Genomic DNA, 19,056 nt, shown 5'->3' with positions numbered 1-19,056 from the left:
GCCAGCCGTTGGCTGGTCAAATTCGTTCCCGACGAATTTGTCCCTCTCTTGCCGCCTGCCTGAAACTCGAATTATTTAGAGTCTAAATAACGGAGGATAAATGAATAAAGCAACGGGGATAACCCGGATTATTAAGGCTACCGGTTATTCCTTTAAGGGGCTGAAGCAGGCATGGCAGCATGAGGCCGCGTTTCGTCAGGAAACCATATTGACGATTGTCGGCGTTATTATTGCTGGTCTGCTGCCGGTTACGCTGGTTGAAAAACTGCTGCTGATCGGGTCTGTGGTATTGATTATGTTATTTGAACTGGCCAACAGTGCTATTGAAGCAGTAGTCGACCGTATTGGCCTTGAGCATCATGAATTATCCGGTCGGGCGAAAGATATCGGGTCGGCAGCGGTATTTGTTGCCATCTTGTTAGCCGCTGTCGTATGGGGCAGCATCCTCTGGCAGCATTTTGCCTGACGGCACGCAGAAATGAATAAAAGTCAGGGACTTTGCCTATATCCCGATTCCCAATTGTGCCTTACCTGTATATACTCACAGCAAGACTGTATAAACAACCAGGGGGCGGAATGAAAGTATTAACAGCAAGGCAGCAGCAGGTTTATGACCTGATCCGCGATCATATTGCGCAAACCGGGATGCCGCCAACGCGCGCGGAAATTGCTCAACAACTGGGATTTCGCTCTCCGAATGCGGCTGAAGAACATCTGAAAGCGCTGGCGCGCAAAGGTGTGATTGAAATTGTATCGGGCGCTTCTCGTGGTATTCGTCTGCTGATGGAAGAAGAAACGGGTATTCCTCTGGTTGGTCGCGTGGCGGCAGGTGAACCCCTGCTAGCACAGGAACATATCGAATGCCGCTATCAGGTTGACCCTGCAATGTTTAAACCCAGCGCTGATTTTTTGCTACGTGTCAGCGGTATGTCGATGAAAAACATTGGCATTATGGATGGCGATTTGCTGGCCGTACATAAAACAGAAGATGTGCGCAACGGGCAGATTGTGGTGGCGCGTATTGAAGATGAAGTGACAGTTAAACGCCTGAAAAAACAAGGTAATACTGTGCATCTTCTCGCTGAAAATGAGGAGTTTGCCCCCATCGTTGTCGACCTGCGTCAGCAGAGTTTTTCGATAGAAGGTTTAGCGGTTGGTGTTATTCGTAATAGCGACTGGAGCTAACCGTTACTGATGCACTGCTCTTGTCTGGATCAGTGCATCATGTTTTATGTGTTAATCTGCTAGAGATATATTTAGTTACATTTAACGAGCGTTCTCTACTACTCCGCATTACCGCCTGTTTTTTCACTGCTTTCTTGCGGTGATTTTTTCTATCTTTACTCCATTCCAGTTACAGATACTTGTATTTTTATTTTAAGTGAAATATTCGACTATAATTTTTATCAAGGTAAGTGTTTTTATCTTGATTGATCGTTTAGTGATTGATCATGAGCTATCACATTTAGGTCAGCCCAGTAATCAAGGGAGACAGTGGCGAAGGACACTGTGATGGCTCACATATTTATGATGCTGCTTACTGAATAAAACTATTTATCTGAAACTGACGCATAAGTCGGTAGTTACGATTTTTTATGCGCAATGCACCTAAGGTATGGAGATTCTTATGAATAAAGACCAAGCCAGCGGTAACTGGAAACAGTTTAAAGGTAAAGCGAAAGAGCAATGGGGTAAATTAACGGATGACGATCTGACAGTCATCGAAGGTAAACGTGACCAACTGGTCGGTAGGATCCAAGAACGTTACGGGTACGAAAAGGAAGCGGCAGAGAAAGAAGTGAAACACTGGGAAGAGCACCACAAATATCACTGGTAGCAAACGTGATGCTTCTCCACAGGAAACGAACGATAGCCCTCAGGGCTATCGTTTTTTGATAGGAACGGTATGGTCGTGATCGCAATGATCCGGCTGCTTGCATGTCGCGACTTCCTGACAGCCTCCGCATAACCCGTGTGCTTCCACAACGCTGTGACGCAGTGTAAAACCTGATTGCTGCGCCAGGCTGCGTAGCGTTTCTTCCACACCCTCGGTTTGACGCTCAGTGACCTGCCCACAGCGATCGCAGATGAAAAGGGCAGACGTATGGCTGTGGTCTTCGATATGGTGACACAGCACGTAGCTGTTGTTTGATTCGACTCGGTGAATGAAGCCTTGTTCCAGCAGAAAATCCAGCGCGCGATAGACGGTCGGTGGTTTGGCCTGGGGCTCGGAAACTCGCAGCAGGTCCAGCAGGTCATAAGCGCTGATAGCGCCGGACTGCTGTGCCATAAGGCGTAAAACCTCTAACCGCTGTGGAGTGAGACGCACAGCGCGCTGCTGACAAATCTGTTCAGCCTGGGCAAGAAGTTTGTCCTGTTTGGTTGAATCCATTGTCATATCACCCTGACGCATTGAGGAACAAGACGGATATCTTACCACGGCTGAGTAAAAACGCCGAGTGAGTGGCGTTTTCCTGCGAAAACAACGAGCGGAAGAACTATACGACCAGATCGATGAGCAACGCCCGCAACGGTGATTCTGCCTGTAGCGTCAACGTCGTTTCTTCCTTGATGAAGGCTCCGTCACCACAGTGCAATGTTTCGCAGTGCTGGTTGCCTTTCACCACCATTGAACCGTGGATCAATTGGAGGTACGCCTGATTTCCTTGTAGTGCGATCGTACTCTGCTCATTCGACTGGAGATCGACATGATGGATCCAGACCTGCTGGCGCAGTTGCAGACTATCCTGCTCACCTTCTGGCGAGGCAAGTAGAGTATGATTTGATGAATCCAGCCCCATACGCTGTAACGGGCTATTCTCTCTTGTCTGGCAAGCATTCAACCATAATTGCAGGCGAGTCAGTGATTTACTGGCATTGGTATTGTGTTCGCTATAGCTGACGTTCGGCTGCGTGGCGAGTAACAGCACATCTCCCGCTTTAGCCTGAATGTGGCAGCCGTTGCTGTCGCGGTATTCCGCTTCACCCTGAAGAATAATGTTCAGGATATCTACGCGTGGGTAGGTTCGAGGCTGGAATGAGGCTCCCGGCGCCAATACTTCCTGATTGAGCACGCGAAGAGAAGCGTAGCCCAGTAACTGTGGGTCAAAATAGTGACCGAAAGAGAATGTATAGCGTGCCTGCAACCAGCCATAGTCGGCTTGGCCGCATTGCCCCGCTGCTCTTCGTGTGATCATAATCTTTATCCCCCCAGAGAATTATTTATTAAACTGATAGTAATTGTGTGGACGTTGGATTGTTAGCTAGTTAATCTGGTGGGTATATTCAAAATTCCTGAATGAGTACGAAGATGGCGAGAGAACGAGCACTGACGCTGGAAGCCTTGAGGGTGATGGATGCGATCGATCGTCGTGGCAGCTTTGCCGCCGCGGCAGACGAGCTGGGTAGAGTGCCTTCGGCACTGAGCTATACCATGCAAAAACTGGAAGAAGAGCTTGATGTCGTGTTGTTCGATCGTTCTGGGCATCGTACTAAATTCACGAATGTTGGACGAATGCTGCTGGAACGTGGACGTATCCTGCTGGAAGCTGCAGATAAGCTCACCACGGATGCGGAAGCACTGGCACGCGGTTGGGAAACGCATCTGACTATTGTGACCGAAGCCCTGATCCCGACTCAGCGGATTTTCCCATTAATCGATAAACTGGCGCTCAAAGCGAATACGCAGGTATCGATCCTGACGGAAGTGCTGGCAGGGGCGTGGGAGCGCCTTGAGCAAGGGCGCGCTGATATCGTAATTGCGCCGGACATGCATTTTCGTGCGTCTTCCGAAATGAATACGCGCAAGCTGTACACGATGAATAACGTTTATGTCGCCAGCCCAGAGCACCCTATTCATCAGGAGCCTGAGCCGCTGTCGGATGCGACTCGTGTGAAATATCGTGGGATTGCGGTGGCGGACACCGCGCGTGAGCGCCCGGTGTTGACCGTGCAACTGTTGGATAAACAGCAGCGCCTGACAGTGAGTTCACTGGATGATAAACGGCGTGCGTTACTGGCTGGATTAGGTGTTGCAACTATGCCTTATCCGATGGTGGCACAAGACATTGCGGAAGGGCGTTTACTGGTCATTGGGCCAGAGCATCAGATGGAAAGTCAGATTATTATGGCGTGGCGGCGAGACAGTATGGGCGAGGCGAAGTCCTGGTTCCTGCGTGAAATTCCAAAACTGCTGAACCAGCCCTAAATCCCGCACTTTCTGAGACAAGGAGTGAAACTACACCTTGTCTCAGCACTTCATACTGTACGTGTCAATCGACAAACCCTTAGTATAAAGCGATAAACGTCTTATCACGGTGGTGAGGCTGGTTCAGATCTTGTTCTGGGCCTAGCGAAATCACGCCGTGTGGATTTATCGTACCGTGACTACGATAGTAGTGGTGACGAATATGCGCCATATTGACGGTATCGGCGATGCCAGGCATTTGATAAATATCACGCAGAAAACCGAACAGATTTGGATAATCGCTCAGGCGATATTTATCGCACTTAAAATGCGTGTGATAGACCGGATCGAAACGGATCAATGTCGTCCATAGCCGCAGGTCGGCTTCGGTTAACCGTTCTCCGGTCAGGTAGCGCTGCTTTGCCAGTATGGTTTCCAGATCGGACAACGCGGCGAAAACGGTCGTAGCTGATTCATCATAGGCTGGCTGAGTCGTTGCAAAACCGGCTTTATAAACACCGTTGTTGACCTTGTCGTAAATCCAGCTATTCAATTCGTCAATCTGAGTTCGTAGTGTCTGCGGGTAGTAATCTCCCGCGGTTGCACCTACGCCATCAAAAGCGCTGTTCAGCATGCGGATGATATCGGCGGATTCGTTACTGACGATGGTGTGTTGCTCGGTGTCCCACAGGACAGGCACGGTGACTCGACCGCTGTAGTCTGGTTTGGCGTGCAGATAGAGTTGATAGAGGAATTCGTGCTGATAGAGTGAATCACCTGTTGTGGCCTCAAAATCGGTACCGAACGTCCAGCCATGATCGAGCATGAGCGGATGAACAACGGAAACTGCGATGTGATCTTCTAACCCTTTCAACTGCCGCATTAACAGCGTGCGATGTGCCCAAGGGCAGGCGAGAGAAACATAGAGATGATAACGGCCTGACTGGGCAGGAAAGCCACCTTTGCCGGTGAGACCAGGTGAACCATCGGGCGTTACCCAGTTGCGGAATACCGATTCCGAACGCTTAAAGTGACCGCCGGTAGATTTGGTTTCATACCAGGTATCGTGCCATACGCCGTCAACCAGTTGTCCCATAAATCCTCCCGTTAGTGAATGATGATAAAACGACGGCAAGCATTGTTGTGCTTGCCGTCGCTATTTTGAATGTATTCGCTATTCAACTATTAAGTGTAGTACAGGCTGGAGAAGGCCCGTCTTACCACTTTTTACCCAGCAGACGGTCGATGCTGAATGCGCCTGGGCCAGTTACAGCCAGCAGGAGGTAGCCACCTGCGATGGTCAGGTTTTTCATGAACATCAGTTGGTTCATGCCTTCCGCAAAGTTAGAGTGGAAAAGCAGTGCGGTCAGCAGCGTAAAGCCCGCGGTGAACAGTGCGACGGTACGAGTCAGCAGTCCGAACAGAACCGCCAGACCACCGCCCAGTTCCAGCAGAATGGTCAAAGGCAGCAGGAAGGTCGGTACGCCCATCGCCTGCATGTATTGTTGCGTGCCTGCATAGGCATCGCCCAGCTTACCGTAACCTGCAACGATAAACAGAATTGGCATTAAGATACGTGCAATCAGTAGTGCAGTGCTTTCTAAATTTTTCATCATCTCTCCAATTAACTTTGTTGTGGGCGATATCGCCCTGTTGTGTTTGTTGTAGCAGGTGTTGTCTGAAAACTTGGCCTGCCATCAGGTTATGGGCAGATAGTATAGAGAGATGATTTATGCTACCAGCGAGTATAATTGTTGTTTTATTTCAGAAAAATTGATGTTCGGTTAAATGTACAAGAACGCGCTGTGATAATGTGAGCGCGTTAGGCAAAAGTGAGACGAAAATCGTCGTACAGGGAAGGCGAATAGCTGATGTAATAGAATGGATTACGGACGATGGTCAAATGTTTTGCGGACGAGCCTGAACGTTCCCCACAGCCCGACAACGCGGCGTCCCCAGCGAATCATGCGGCTAGGATGGCGCACACCATAGAGCGCCACGAGGCTGGAGCCAACAATCCAGTATTTACGCCATTGCATCAGGCTTTGCCAACCGCGATCGTAACGGGCGGTAGTATTCAGCCAATTTTTCTTACCTGCCGATAAATCCAGCCGCTGCTGCTGTATCCGGCGCAGTAGCTGGGCTTTTTCTCTGTCTCGCTGCTGGTGCTGGCTCATTTGGGATCATCCTCAAGCAACGATCTGTCGGTTGCCAGCTCTTTACGCGTCGCTTTGAGCAAGGTGGAACGGCGTACCTTCAGGAGTGTCCATATGCAACCTATCACCGCCAACCCAAGCAATGTGGCGGTAATACACCCCAATGCAAAGAGACGGTATTGCGGATCGATGCCCCAGATGATCAGCGCAATCAGGCTCATAATGCCAAAAGTGGCAAAAAGCAGCGTTAGCCCGACCATGATCAGCAACTGAATCAGATTGGCTTTCTCTTCCTCTAATTCAATTACAGCTAGTCGAACACGGCTTTCCACCATGCTGACAATAATGGAGATGATGCGCTGAGCAGAAGCCATGACCCCGCTCGCGGGGCCTTGTTGAGATTTATCCGTCATAACAATCCGCTAATTAGCGACGAGACAGCAGGACGCCAAGCACGACACCGACTGCTGCGCCAATGCCGACACCAGTCCACGGGTTCTGGCGTACATAGTCGTCCGCAGATTCAACCGCTTCTTTAGTTTGGGATGCGATGCGTTCACCCGTATCGCTCAGACGGTTGCGTGTTTCTTTCAGTGCGCTTTCTGCCTTATTACGCAGCTTGTCCAGTTCCGCTTTAGATTTATCGCTGGAGGTACTTAATACTTCTTCCAGCGTGTCCGCCAGTGATTTCAATTCGGCGCGTAGGTATTCAGAATTTTGATCTTTAGCCATATTAATAACCCTTCATGTTATAAACCTGAACGTTAACTATAGCTGAAGCTGAGATTTATGCCGCCCTAAATGGGTACGGACAATTCTGATAACTCACTGTAAATTTTAGTGATTTGGTTTTTGAGTATAAAACGAACAGTTGTTGCGTGTTTTATATGGTCAATGTTTACAAGATCGGTGGGGTGATGAGTTATTGCGATGTGCCATTTTCCGCTGCGCGTAATGCCTGTTCAGCTTCAGCTAGCTTTCTTTCTCGCTTGAGGATCTTCTCTGCGTCATCCTCTTTCTGACGACTTTCGCTCAGTTCCTGCTGTCGTTCGGCGACTTCTTTACGCTTTTCCTCAATCGCTTTCTGATGTTTCTCTACTAGCCCGGCATCTGTGCAATGGTTTTTTACACCGTCCAGTGCCTTTTCTAATCCACTGATACGATTCTGGTTACCGTGCTTGTGTGCTTCATCGATTTGGCGCTGAATATCGTGCGCTTTCTGCTGACAGGTTTCCACCTGACCAGCGGTATTCGCAAGAGCATGACCGGAAAAAAGGACAGATAGTACAATAACAGATGGAGACAGTTTCATATTCGTCACCCCAGTTTGGATTGTTTCTGTGTCAGTTTCTGCTGCCAAAATGGTGTCGGGTTTGTCGCCTGTTGCGCGGTAATCGTGACTTTAGGCAGAGATAAACGCAGGACATCTCTGGCAGCGATACTCTGTTCTGGCGAAGCAAGACGGACGATCAGGCTATCTTGCTCTGGTGTAATGCTTTTGATCGCAATCCCTTTTTCATTGAGACGTTGATATACGTAAAAGCCATCTGGCAATGCGGCACCATCATAAGGCTTGATGTGTAGCATAGCATCGTCTTGGGAATGACGTGGTGACTGCGACTGTGTCAATACGATAATGGGTAGAGCAAGCAGTAGCAGTATACGGCCTACTTTTCTGGGCGATAACGTAGGGAATAACCAGCGGATTGACACGGTTAGCTCCCTTTTTCTGCATTATTTGCGCTAGCGTCGCGTTTTTTACGCCAAAGTACAAAGAGCGATCCAAACAGACCGATAAACAGTAGCGCCAGTGGCAGCATCATGAGGAAGAACATCAGTTCGTCTTCATACTTCATGAAGACCGTTGTTTTTCCTAAGGCGAAGCCCAGCGTAACCAGAATAAACACCCACAGGAACCCGCTCATCCAGTTAAAGAACTGAAAGCGCGCGTTATTCAGGCCTGATAAGCCAGCGATGGTGGGTAACAGTGTTCGTACGAAAGCCAGAAAACGGCCAACTAAAAGCGCGGACAGGCCGTGACGGTGAAAGAGTTGGTGGGCGCGCTGGTGATAGTGTGCAGGCAAATGTGATAGCCAGCCCTGAACAATTCCCGTATTGCCAAGCCATTTACCTTGGACATAGCTGGCCCAGCAGCCGAGGCTGGCGGCTGTCGTCAGTAAAAATATCGTAAAAGGGTAATTCATTGTGCCTTTGGCGACGAGGACACCGACTAAAATGAGCAAGCTATCGCCAGGTAAGAAAGCGGCGGGGAGCAGGCCATTTTCCAGAAAGATAATCAGAAACAGCAATATATAGATGGTCCACACCAGCTTTGGGTCGGCTAAAATATCGAAATCCTGATGCCAGAGTGCGTTTAACAGTTCTTTGATTAATTCCATCCGGTATTCCTAATACTGCTGTTGCATTTTAGCCTTGGCGACAATCACGCTTCTAGACATGACAAGAGTGAATACAGTTTTATACCCGTCATACTTCACGTTATTTCGGGTATATCAGGACACAGGATTGTGATTTTTTGATGATCTCTGTTTTTTCCGCCTGATAGTGACGCTGGTGTCTGACTTGATGCTCATTTTTCGCTGCGCACCTGATAAACAGGCAGCTTGGGGATTGTTTGGTCTTGGCAGACTTTGCATCCAAAGCGACGGATTAAGCGTAAGAAAGACGCGTTAACTGTAACAAAATAGGTGTTGCTGAGACAGAAAAATATTACGACAACTCGGGCGGTTTAGGGGGATTTTTCGAGGAAGAGTTGGGATTTCTGCGATATTTTACACTCGCTGACAGAAATCAACGTTTTCTGACTTTTTCCCTCAGGTTCAAAATTTTCCCCCTTTGTTCAAAACGAGGGGGAAAATGCATATTTTAGGACTTGCCAGTGTGTATTTGGTCGAGATGAACGACCGGATTTTCGGCAAACATATAGCGATCGACGTTAAACTCGAAATCATCCGTTGTGGCGCGAAACAGCATCTGCTTGGTGTTTTCCAGATGTTGCCACATCGCCAGTTTTGCAGCGTAAGGATCTTTGCGAATCAGTGCTTTAAGGATGCGATCGTGTTCTTCACACCAGCTTTCAATCGACTTATCGTCAATGTGCTCATGCAGTTTGCGCCAGTATGGATTGTGAATCCGTTGGCTCCACATTTTCTCGACGATGGTTGCCATCGCGGAATTTTGTGTTGCGAGCGCGACCTGAACGTGAAATTTGAGATCCCACTGAGAATCACGGAAACGATCTTCCTGACGTGCATATTCCTGAATTTCCATCAGTTGGATGATGTCCTGACGGGTCACCTGCGTTGCTGCAAATTCGGCAATATTGCTTTCAATGAGCTGGCGTGCCTGAAGCAGCTCAAACGGACCGGCTGCGACAAATTCAATGTCACCGCTATTAATGAACGGGTTCTTCTGCTGGTTGGAAATCACATGGATGCCTGAACCCTTGCGGACTTCAACGTAACCTTCGACCTCCAGCATGATGATGGCTTCGCGTACCACGGTGCGACTAACGTTCATTTCTTCAGAAATATAACGCTCTGCCGGTAATTTTTCGCCGACCTGATACATACCGCTTTCGATGCGCTGTTTTAATTCTGCGGCTAACTGCTGGTATAGCCGTCGGGGTTCAGTGAGTGCCATGATGATGTCTACTCTCGATAGATGACGGTCCATGTGCCACGTCAGGGCCTGAGTGTCTATCTCGTTAATCTTTGAGGGATGATTTGTTATACCACTTAATCATAGCAGCAACCAATGTTGTGGTCACAGTTATTACAATGTGTTACTGGGGAGGTGGCTCACCCGGTATCAAATCATACCGGATGAGTCAGGATAATGCAGGAACTATCAGTGCTGGTTGGCTTCTTTCAATGTTTCAGCCGCAGCGGCGACTTCTGAAGCAGGTTGGTTTTTCAACACAGTCCAGATTACGACGGCGCCCAGCAGGTCAAAGACCGCGAGTGCAGCAAACAGTGGGCTAAAGCCCAGCGTATCAGCCAGTGCGCCCACAACCAGTGCAAACATGGTACTTGCCATCCAGGCAGCCATACCTGTTAAGCCGTTTGCCGTCGCGACTTCATTGCGGCCGAATACGTCAGATGACAGAGTAATCAGCGCGCCGGACAGCGACTGGTGCGCGAAACCACCGACACACAGCAGCGCAATGGCGACATAAGGACTGGAAAACAGCCCGATCATCCCAGGAGCAATCATCAGTATCGCACCCATGGTTACCACGAGTTTGCGAGAAACGATCAGGTTCACTTTGAAATGTTTCTGGAACAGCATCGGCAAATAGCCACCTAGAATACAGCCGATATCGGCGAACAGCATCGGCATCCAGGCGAACATAGCGATTTCTTTCAGGTTAAAGCCATAGGCTTTAAACATGAACAGCGGGATCCATGCGTTGAAAGTTCCCCAAGCTGGTTCAGCCAGAAAGCGCGGCAGTGCGATACCCCAGAATTGGCGATTACGCAGGATCTGCCAGGCAGACATTTTCTTCGAGTTATTGGTTTGGTGCTGCGCTTCTTGGCCGCTAAGAATGTAGTCGCGCTCTTCGTCGCTGAGCTTTTTCTGATCTTTCGGGTGTTTATAGAAAACGAGCCAGCAGATGGCCCAGACCATGCTAAGCCCACCGGTAATGATAAAAGCCATTTCCCAACTGTGTGCCACAATGGCCCATACCACCAAAGGTGGAGCGATCATCGCACCGATGGATGATCCCACATTGAAGTAACCGACCGCGACTGAACGCTCTTTTGCCGGGAACCACTCGCTGCTGGCTTTCAGGCCCGCAGGGATCATCGCTGCTTCTGCCATACCGACCGCGCCGCGGGCGATAGCCAGGCCGCCCCAGCTGTTTGCCAACGCAGTTCCCATACAGAAGATTGCCCACAGAATGGCAAACATGGCATAGCCGACTTTTGTGCCAAGCAAATCCAGTACATAGCCGGCGATGGGCTGCATAATGGTATAACAAGCTGAGTAGGCTGCAACGATGTAAGAATATTGCTGTGTGGTGATATGCAATTGGTCTTGTAGCGTCGGTGCGGCGACGGAAATTGCATTACGCGTCAGATATCCCAGCACGGTGCCGATGGTCACCAAGCCGATCATATACCAGCGTAATCCTTTGATTTTACGCATTTAACTTTCTCTCCGAGTCAATAAAAAACACAGTGGTGGCTCTTGAGTAGCGTCACGGTGTGATGTGTCTTGTGATGTAATGCGACACGTTTTTTTGTTGTGCTGAACAGGAAAACCCTTCTCTTTGTGAGATAGCGATTGAATCCCTGCTTAAGGCAGCGCTACAATAATTTGTCATACAACTTTAAAAGTTGAGTGATATCACAAAACCATTATTTTTATGCGGAATAATGAATTCTTCGTTTAAATAGAGAAGAGTCAGCCGTACAGGGCCAAAAGTGCTGAGTTATTGTACTGCTTGTTACATTTTTGCGATCATGACCTCACAAATGCTGTGAGATATTGCGCATAATTGGTGTGATATCTTTTAACGACCAACCCATTTGGTGCACAAGAAGCACGGTAAGGAAGAAAACATGCCCCAGTTTCTGAGTGAAGATTTTCTGTTAGATACTGAATTTGCTCGCCGCCTTTATCATGAGTATGCCGTCGACCAACCTATCTTTGACTACCACTGTCATTTACCGCCTGAACAGATCGCGGAAAACTATCGTTTCAAAAATTTGTATGACATCTGGTTGAAGGGCGATCACTACAAATGGCGTGCGATGCGTACTAACGGCGTGCCTGAGCGCTTGTGTACGGGTGATGCCAGCGATTGGGAAAAATTTGAAGCCTGGGCTGCAACCGTGCCGCACACCATCGGCAATCCGCTTTATCACTGGACACACCTGGAACTGCGCCGTCCGTTCGGCGTCACTGGTACGCTGTTATCGCCAGGCACGGCAAAAGACATCTGGGATCGTTGCAATGCCATGCTGGAGCGCGATGACTTTACTGCGCGCGGTATCATGCAGCAGATGAATGTGAAAATGGTCGGTACGACAGATGATCCCATTGACGATCTGCGCCACCATAAAACGGTTGCTCAGGATTCAAGTTTCTCTATCAAAGTGTTGCCGAGCTGGCGCCCAGATAAAGCGTTCAACATTGAGTTGGCAACCTTTAACGACTATATGGCGAAGTTGGGTGAAGTTTCTGACACCGACATTCGTCGCTTCAACGATCTGCAAACGGCGCTGACCAAGCGTCTGGATCACTTCGCAGCACACGGCTGTAAAGTGTCCGACCACGCGCTGGATGTGGTGATGTTTGCCGAAGCGGATGACGCAACGCTAGATAAAATTCTGGCGCGTCGCCTTGCGGGTGAAGCGCTGAGCGACCATGAAGTTGCACAGTTCAAGACCGGTGTTCTGGTTTGGCTGGGTGCGGAATATGCGCGTCGCGGTTGGGTTCAGCAGTATCACATTGGCGCACTGCGCAACAATAACCTGCGTCAGTTCAAGCTGCTGGGGCCGGATGTGGGCTTCGACTCCATCAATGACCGTCCGCTGGCTCAAGAACTGTCTCGCCTGCTCAGCAAGCAGAATGAAGAAAATCTGCTGCCGAAAACCATCCTTTACTGCCTGAACCCACGCGATAACGAAGTGCTTGGCACCATGATCGGTAACTTCCAGGGTGAAGGTATGCCGGGCAAAATGCAGTTTGGTTCCGGCTGGTGGTTCAACGATCAGAAAGATGGCATGCAACGCCAGATGACCCAGCTAGCGCAACTTGGTTTGCTGAGCCGGTTCGTTGGTATGCTGACCGACAGCCGTAGCTTCCTGTCTTATACCCGTCATGAATATTTCCGCCGCATTCTGTGCCAGATGATTGGCCGCTGGGTGGAAGATGGTGAAGCGCCAGCAGATCTGCCTCTGCTGGGCGAAATGGTGAAAAACATCAGTTTCGATAACGCTAAAAATTATTTTGCCATCGAGCTGTAATTCCGCCGCGTCATAAGGTGTGAATTGCGCGAGAGGCGCGGCGGTAATATTCCCCAAGGGAGTGACGCCGCGGCTCTCGATGTCTCGGTCTTTTGTCATCAGCGTGCGTGGTTATTGATACGGTGCTGGTGAATATGAATGAGAGGGCAAGGATGACGGTTTATCGGTCGTGCCCTGAATGTGAGATTCGTCCTGAGGTAGCCTGTTAATGCAAACGTTAAATCGTCGTAATTTCCCCGGTCGTCAACACCCGGATCGTGTTATTCAGTTTGGTGAAGGCAACTTCCTGCGTGCTTTTGTCGATTGGCAACTGGACTTGCTGAATGAGCATACCGATCTGGATGCGGGTATTGTCGTGGTTCGCCCGATCGATTCTGATTTCCCGCCCGCGCTGGATACTCAGGATGGGCTGTACACCACCATTATCCGTGGCCTGAACGAGCAGGGTGAAGCGGTTCGCGAACCGCGTCTGATCCGTTCGGTAAACCGTGAAATCAACGTGTACCGTCAGTTCGATGAATATCTGGCTTTGGCGCACGATCCAAACATTCGCTTCGTGTTCTCTAATACCACCGAAGCGGGTATCAGCTACCACGCCGATGACCGCTTGAGCGACGCTCCGCCTGTTAGTTTCCCGGCAAAATTAACCCGTCTGCTGTACGAGCGCTTCTGCCATTTTGACGGTGCCGCGGATAAAGGCTGGGTGCTGCTGCCGTGTGAACTGATTGATTACAACGGCGTGGCGCTGAAAGAGCTGGTGCTGCGCTATGCCGCACAGTGGGAACTGACGCCAACGTTTACCGCCTGGTTGAATGATCACAACACGTTCTGCTCGACTCTGGTGGACCGTATTGTTACGGGTTACCCGCGTGCCGAAGTTGAGGCGCTACAGCAGGAAATGGGCTATCAGGATACATTCTGGGATACGGCGGAGCACTTCTATCTGTTTGTGATTCAAGGGCCACAGTGGTTGGCAGAAGAATTACGTCTGAACAAGCTGGATCTGAACGTACGTATCGTTGATGACATCAAGCCATATAAAGAACGCAAAGTGGCAATTCTTAACGGTGCCCATACCGCGCTGGTACCGGTCGCATTCCTGGCGGGTCTGGATACCGTTGGCGAATCGATGAATGATGCCCTGATTGGCAAATTCGTGGAAAAGACCATTGCCGAAGAGATTGTACCGGTATTGGATTTACCTCATGACGAACTGACCTCGTTTGCTCAGGCCGTGCTAAGCCGCTTCCGTAACCCGTTCATTCAGCATCAGCTGTTATCTATCTCGCTGAATGGCATGACCAAATTCCGTACCCGCATTCTGCCGCAACTGCTGACTTACCGTGAACGTCACGGTGAATTGCCTGCGCGCCTGACGTTTGCGCTGGCGGCTCTGATTGCATTCTATCGCGGCGAGCGCAGCGGTGAAGGCGATGTGTTACAAACCTATCCGTTGCAGGATGACGCACACTGGCTGGAGCGTTATTCCACGCTGTGGGCGGGCGTAAAAGAAAACACCGTCAGCTTGGCTGAGTTGGTGAATGTAGTACTGCGCGATGCAGATCACTGGGAACAAGATTTAACACAAGTTCCTGGTCTGGCTGCGCAAGTGACTGAACAGTTGCAAACCATTGTTGAGCGCGGTATGCGCGCAGCCGTGGAAGGTTATTGCTAATCAGCAAGAAGGGTTATCCATGCAAAGTATTATAAAAATTCATTCTCTGGACAATGTGGCTGTCGCCCTGCGTGATGTCGAGCAAGGCGAAACGGTGTCGGTGGATAGCCATACGGTGACACTTCAGCAACCTGTCGTGCGCGGACATAAGTTCGCGCTAGAAACCATCGCACCGGGAGAAATGATTACCAAATATGGCCTGCCGATCGGCCATGCATTGGTGTCTATTGCTCCCGGAGAACATATTCACTCCCAGAATGCGAAAACCAATCTGAGCGATCTGGATGAATATCAGTACCAGCCTGAGTTTCTCGAATTGCCGCCACAGATGGGCGATCGAGAGGTGCAGCTTTATCGCCGTAAAAATGGCGATGTCGGTATCCGTAATGAATTGTGGATTCTGCCAACCGTTGGCTGTGTGAACGGGATTGCTCGCCAGATTCAGCAGCGTTTCCTGAAAGAAACCAATGATGCGGAAGGTATCGACGGCGTTTACCTGTTTAGCCATACCTTTGGCTGCTCACAGCTCGGTCAGGATCACGAGAATACCCGTACGATGCTGCAAAACATGGTGCGTCACCCCAATGCGGGTGCGGTGTTGGTGATCGGCCTGGGCTGTGAAAACAACCAGGTTGACGCGTTCCGCACCACATTGGGTGGTTTTGATTCCGATCGTGTCACGTTCATGGTATGCCAGCAGCAGGACGATGAGGTTGAAGCCGGCCTGGAGCGTCTGCACACGCTGTATGAAGCGATGCGCCATGACAAACGCGAGCCGGGCAAGCTGAGCGAACTGAAGTTTGGCTTGGAATGCGGCGGTTCAGATGGGTTGTCCGGTATTACTGCCAACCCGCTGTTAGGTCGCTTCTCCGACTATCTGATCGCCAATGGCGGCACCACTGTTCTGACCGAAGTACCGGAAATGTTCGGTGCGGAACGTATTCTGATGAGCCGCTGCCGTGATGAAGCCACGTTTGAGAAAACCGTGCACATGGTGAATGACTTCAAACAGTACTTTATCGCGCACAATCAGCCGATTTATGAGAACCCATCGCCGGGTAACAAGGCGGGGGGGATCACTACGCTGGAAGAGAAATCACTGGGCTGTACGCAAAAAGCAGGGCAGAGCAAGGTCGTGGACGTGCTGAAATATGGTGAGCGCTTACACACTCCTGGGCTTAATCTACTCAGCGCGCCGGGGAATGATGCCGTAGCTACCAGCGCGCTGGCGGGTGCGGGTTGTCATATGGTGCTCTTCAGTACCGGACGTGGCACGCCTTACGGCGGATTTGTGCCTACCGTAAAACTGGCAACCAACAGCGAACTGGCGAAAAAGAAACCGCACTGGATTGATTTCGATGCGGGGCGTCTGATTCACGATATGCCAATGGATGAACTGCTGAGTCAGTTTGTAGAACTGATTGTCGAGATTGCCGACGGTAAGCGTACGAAGAATGAAGTAAACGACTTCCGCGAATTAGCCATATTTAAGAGCGGCGTGACGTTGTAAATATTATTTATTCCAATTAAAATAAAACGGCGTTTCATTTTTATAATGACGCCGTTTTTTTTCGCAGCAACTTTTTAGAGGCAGGGATCATGACACAGTATTGGATTGCCCAGTCTGTTGGTGTATTGGCGTTTCTGGTCGGTATCACCATGTTTTTCAACCGTAACGATCAAAAATTTAAAATACAGCTATCGGCATACAGCGCTGTGATTGGCCTGCATTTCTTCCTTATGGGAGCAAATGCGGCGGGTGCCAGCGCATTGTTGAACTCGGCACGTACGATCATTTCATTGAAAACGCACAATATTCTTGTGATGTTTGTTTTTATCTCGCTCACGCTGCTCTTTGGTTTATCGGGCATGCATCATGCGATGGAACTGCTGCCGATAGCGGGTACTGTCGTCAGTACCTGGGCGCTGTTCCGCACCTCTGGGTTAACGACTCGCTGCGTGATGTGGTGCTCAACCGCTGGCTGGGTCGCGCATAATATCTGGCTGGGCTCGATTGGTGGCTCGCTGATCGAAGGCAGCTTCTTGCTGATGAATGGTTTTAACATTATCCGCTTCTGGCGTATGCAGCAGCGCGGCATCGATCCTTTCAGCGTAGAGAAGAAGGCATAATTTCAGGTTTTTCGCTGGTCGAGATGCGGGAGTAAATCTGTTTTCTACATAACTACGTTCCTCCTTCTGCGAGGAGCTGCTTCTTAGTAATATTTTATGTAGATGTGGAAAGGGTTTCGTGCGCAAGAATACCTCCATTTCCATGCTACCTCGTAGCACGCGCCGACACAGGGCGGCTCAGTCGCCGTCGCCCTGTGAACCCTGGCTTCCGGCTAAATTATGTCGCTGCGCGATACCTTCGTCGGTATCAGGCTTAACGGACCGCTTGCGACACGGTTACTCGCCCCATAAATGGGACTCGCCCTTCGGGCCAGCACAAGTGCTGTTCAAAAACGTCTCTGACGTTTTTGTCCTGCGTGGCGCAAGCTTGAGCCGCGTCCATGCGGCTCATCCTAGCCAGCTATCTCCTCAGCATAATTTCTTACGCCGAATGACTGACAACCGACTTGCTCTACTACACTACGCGTGGCTAAAAGGCCGCCTATCGTAAAGGGGGGAGCTACCCCTAATCGGTTACAGCAGATTTAGGCGCTCTTTTTCCGCCAGTTTGGCATCTTCCGCGTGACACACGGCGGCGATGAACATCACGTCCGTTGAGGAGTTCACCGCGGTTTCTGCCGAGTCCTGTAAGACGCCGATGATGAAGCCAACGGCGACGACCTGCATGGCGATATCGTTGGAAATACCAAACATGCTGCACGCCAGCGGAATCAGCAACAGTGAGCCACCCGCTACGCCCGATGCGCCACAGGCGCACAGCGACGCCACGACGCTGAGCAGCAGCGCGGTTGGTAAGTCGATCTGAATGCCCAGCGTATGTGCAGCGGCCAGCGTCAGTACCGTGATGGTAATCGCCGCACCTGCCATATTGATGGTGGCACCCAGCGGGATGGCGACAGAGTATGTGTCTTCATCCAGATTCAGCTTACGGCATAGCTCCATATTTACCGGAATATTAGCGGCAGAGCTGCGGGTGAAGAAGGCGGTCACGCCGCTCTCACGCAGGCAGCGTAGCACCAGTGGATAAGGGTTGCTGCGAATTTTCCAATAGACGATGAGTGGGTTGACTACCAACGCGACCAGCAGCATACCGCCGATCAGTACCATCAGCAGATGGGCATAGCCCCATAGCGCGCCGAAGCCAGTCTCCGCCAACGTTGACGCCACCAGACCGAAAATCCCCAGCGGTGCGAAACGAATCACTACACGTACAATCATTGTGACCGCGTTGGAGGCATCGTTAATCATGTTTTTTGTACTGTCCGAACCGTGTCGGAACGCAATGCCCAGCCCAACGGCCCAGACCAGGATACCGATGTAATTTGCATTCAGCAGAGCGTGAATGGGGTTGGCGATGACGCTCATCAACAGCCCCTCCAGCACTTCGACAATTCCTGATGGCGGCGTAATGTCGGTGGCCTGCGCGTTGAGCGCCAGCGTGGAAGGGAAAAGAACGCTTAGCACCACGGCAATCAGCGCCGCAGAGAAGGTTCCGATGAGGTAGAGAAACAGGATAGGGCGGATATTGGTTTTCTGCCCTTGCTGGTGGTTGGCGATAGAGGCCATGACCAGTACCAATACCAGAACGGGCGCGACGGCTTTCAATGCGCCGACGAACAGCGTTCCCAATAAACCGGCAGCCAACGCGGCCTGCGTAGACAGAGAGGCCAGGATAATACCGGCCGCAAGCCCCAGAAGGATCTGCTGAACCAGACTACCGCGAGTAATGTACTGCAAAAAACGAGACTGTTGAGTTTCCATAATTTTGACGGTGTAACCGTTCCGTTTAGTGATTGTGTGCACGGAGCTGACACCTCTGGCATGTACCGGGTGGCTTTTTCTTTCCGTAACTAAATGTGTTTACATGTATCAGTATATGAAAATTTGCTTTTGAGAAAAGCGGCGATGTGG

At 50.3% G+C, this 19,056-nt stretch carries 21 protein-coding genes; 8 read left to right on the top strand and 13 right to left on the bottom strand.

Annotated elements, in window-relative coordinates:
- The first annotated feature begins 100 nt into the window (after window positions 1-100).
- The 3 genes from CLR69_RS13115 (at window position 101) to CLR69_RS13105 (ending at window position 1,837) form a co-directional block, all read left to right on the top strand.
- A complete protein-coding gene (locus CLR69_RS13115; protein ID WP_129702741.1) occupies window positions 101-466 on the top strand; it encodes a diacylglycerol kinase in 366 nt (121 codons plus the stop codon).
- Between the two features lie 110 nt (window positions 467-576).
- Window positions 577-1,185 (top strand): transcriptional repressor LexA, encoded by a 609-nt coding sequence (gene lexA, locus CLR69_RS13110; protein ID WP_129702742.1) that lies wholly within the window; start codon window positions 577-579, stop codon window positions 1,183-1,185.
- A gap of 442 nt (window positions 1,186-1,627) precedes the next feature.
- Window positions 1,628-1,837 (top strand): CsbD family protein, encoded by a 210-nt coding sequence (locus CLR69_RS13105; protein ID WP_010282913.1) that lies wholly within the window; start codon window positions 1,628-1,630, stop codon window positions 1,835-1,837.
- A 45-nt stretch (window positions 1,838-1,882) separates the two neighbouring features.
- Here CLR69_RS13105 and zur read toward each other — a convergent pair whose 3' ends face one another.
- Both zur and CLR69_RS13095 read right to left on the bottom strand, forming a co-directional pair.
- Entirely contained in the window at window positions 1,883-2,392 is a 510-nt protein-coding gene (zur, locus tag CLR69_RS13100) for a zinc uptake transcriptional repressor Zur (RefSeq protein ID WP_039303032.1), read from the bottom strand.
- Window positions 2,393-2,498: 106 nt separating this feature from the next.
- On the bottom strand, window positions 2,499-3,197 hold the full coding sequence (locus CLR69_RS13095) for a pirin family protein (protein WP_129702743.1): 699 nt from the start codon (window positions 3,195-3,197) through the stop codon (window positions 2,499-2,501).
- A gap of 113 nt (window positions 3,198-3,310) precedes the next feature.
- On the opposite strand from CLR69_RS13095, the gene CLR69_RS13090 reads away from it, so the two are divergent.
- A complete protein-coding gene (locus CLR69_RS13090) occupies window positions 3,311-4,207 on the top strand; it encodes a LysR family transcriptional regulator (RefSeq protein ID WP_005971317.1) in 897 nt (298 codons plus the stop codon).
- Between the two features lie 79 nt (window positions 4,208-4,286).
- Here the strand turns inward: CLR69_RS13090 and CLR69_RS13085 are convergent, their stop codons facing one another.
- The 10 genes from CLR69_RS13085 to CLR69_RS13040 form a co-directional block, all read right to left on the bottom strand.
- Window positions 4,287-5,282 carry a glutathione S-transferase family protein gene (locus tag CLR69_RS13085; protein ID WP_129712849.1) on the bottom strand — a complete coding sequence of 332 codons (996 nt, stop codon included), beginning with the start codon at window positions 5,280-5,282 and terminating at the stop codon, window positions 4,287-4,289.
- A gap of 121 nt (window positions 5,283-5,403) precedes the next feature.
- A complete protein-coding gene (locus CLR69_RS13080) occupies window positions 5,404-5,799 on the bottom strand; it encodes a DoxX family protein (protein ID WP_129702745.1) in 396 nt (131 codons plus the stop codon).
- 273 nt (window positions 5,800-6,072) lie between these two features.
- Complete coding sequence (locus CLR69_RS13075; protein ID WP_129702746.1) at window positions 6,073-6,363, bottom strand: YqjK-like family protein; 291 nt, start codon at window positions 6,361-6,363, stop codon at window positions 6,073-6,075.
- Window positions 6,360-6,755 carry a phage holin family protein gene (locus CLR69_RS13070; protein ID WP_129702747.1) on the bottom strand — a complete coding sequence of 132 codons (396 nt, stop codon included), beginning with the start codon at window positions 6,753-6,755 and terminating at the stop codon, window positions 6,360-6,362. The genes CLR69_RS13075 and CLR69_RS13070 overlap by 4 nt, the downstream gene beginning before the upstream one ends.
- A gap of 13 nt (window positions 6,756-6,768) precedes the next feature.
- Window positions 6,769-7,074: an ElaB/YgaM/YqjD family protein gene (locus CLR69_RS13065; RefSeq protein ID WP_129702748.1), complete on the bottom strand. Its 306-nt coding sequence runs from the start codon at window positions 7,072-7,074 to the stop codon at window positions 6,769-6,771.
- A gap of 190 nt (window positions 7,075-7,264) precedes the next feature.
- Complete coding sequence (locus tag CLR69_RS13060; RefSeq protein ID WP_129702749.1) at window positions 7,265-7,654, bottom strand: DUF1090 domain-containing protein; 390 nt, start codon at window positions 7,652-7,654, stop codon at window positions 7,265-7,267.
- Between the two features lie 5 nt (window positions 7,655-7,659).
- Window positions 7,660-8,055, bottom strand: coding sequence for an EnvZ/OmpR regulon moderator MzrA (gene mzrA, locus CLR69_RS13055; protein WP_129712848.1), 396 nt, complete (start codon window positions 8,053-8,055; stop codon window positions 7,660-7,662).
- 2 nt (window positions 8,056-8,057) lie between these two features.
- Window positions 8,058-8,741: a DedA family protein gene (locus CLR69_RS13050; RefSeq protein ID WP_129702751.1), complete on the bottom strand. Its 684-nt coding sequence runs from the start codon at window positions 8,739-8,741 to the stop codon at window positions 8,058-8,060.
- A gap of 487 nt (window positions 8,742-9,228) precedes the next feature.
- A complete protein-coding gene (exuR, locus tag CLR69_RS13045) occupies window positions 9,229-10,005 on the bottom strand; it encodes a transcriptional regulator ExuR (protein WP_039303063.1) in 777 nt (258 codons plus the stop codon).
- 207 nt (window positions 10,006-10,212) lie between these two features.
- Complete coding sequence (locus tag CLR69_RS13040) at window positions 10,213-11,514, bottom strand: MFS transporter (RefSeq protein ID WP_129702752.1); 1,302 nt, start codon at window positions 11,512-11,514, stop codon at window positions 10,213-10,215.
- A 416-nt stretch (window positions 11,515-11,930) separates the two neighbouring features.
- On the opposite strand from CLR69_RS13040, the gene uxaC reads away from it, so the two are divergent.
- The 4 genes from uxaC to CLR69_RS13020 all read left to right on the top strand — a co-directional run bounded on the left by uxaC (window position 11,931) and on the right by CLR69_RS13020 (window position 17,145).
- The gene (gene uxaC, locus CLR69_RS13035) at window positions 11,931-13,340 is read left to right on the top strand and encodes a glucuronate isomerase (protein WP_129712847.1); all 1,410 of its coding nucleotides are present in this window, start codon (window positions 11,931-11,933) and stop codon (window positions 13,338-13,340) included.
- A 208-nt stretch (window positions 13,341-13,548) separates the two neighbouring features.
- Window positions 13,549-15,015 carry a tagaturonate reductase gene (locus CLR69_RS13030; RefSeq protein ID WP_129712846.1) on the top strand — a complete coding sequence of 489 codons (1,467 nt, stop codon included), beginning with the start codon at window positions 13,549-13,551 and terminating at the stop codon, window positions 15,013-15,015.
- Between the two features lie 19 nt (window positions 15,016-15,034).
- The gene (locus CLR69_RS13025; RefSeq protein WP_129702755.1) at window positions 15,035-16,525 is read left to right on the top strand and encodes a UxaA family hydrolase; all 1,491 of its coding nucleotides are present in this window, start codon (window positions 15,035-15,037) and stop codon (window positions 16,523-16,525) included.
- Between the two features lie 89 nt (window positions 16,526-16,614).
- On the top strand, window positions 16,615-17,145 hold the full coding sequence (locus CLR69_RS13020) for a YgjV family protein (protein ID WP_129702756.1): 531 nt from the start codon (window positions 16,615-16,617) through the stop codon (window positions 17,143-17,145).
- Window positions 17,146-17,658: 513 nt separating this feature from the next.
- Here the strand turns inward: CLR69_RS13020 and sstT are convergent.
- Complete coding sequence (gene sstT, locus CLR69_RS13015) at window positions 17,659-18,906, bottom strand: serine/threonine transporter SstT (protein ID WP_129712876.1); 1,248 nt, start codon at window positions 18,904-18,906, stop codon at window positions 17,659-17,661.
- Window positions 18,907-19,056: the final 150 nt, after the last annotated feature.

This window comes from Pectobacterium zantedeschiae, assembly GCF_004137795.1.
GTDB classification, from domain to species: domain Bacteria; phylum Pseudomonadota; class Gammaproteobacteria; order Enterobacterales; family Enterobacteriaceae; genus Pectobacterium; species Pectobacterium zantedeschiae.
The sequence above is the reverse complement of the archived record's forward strand: the minus strand, read 5'-3'. Positions and strand labels throughout refer to the sequence as shown.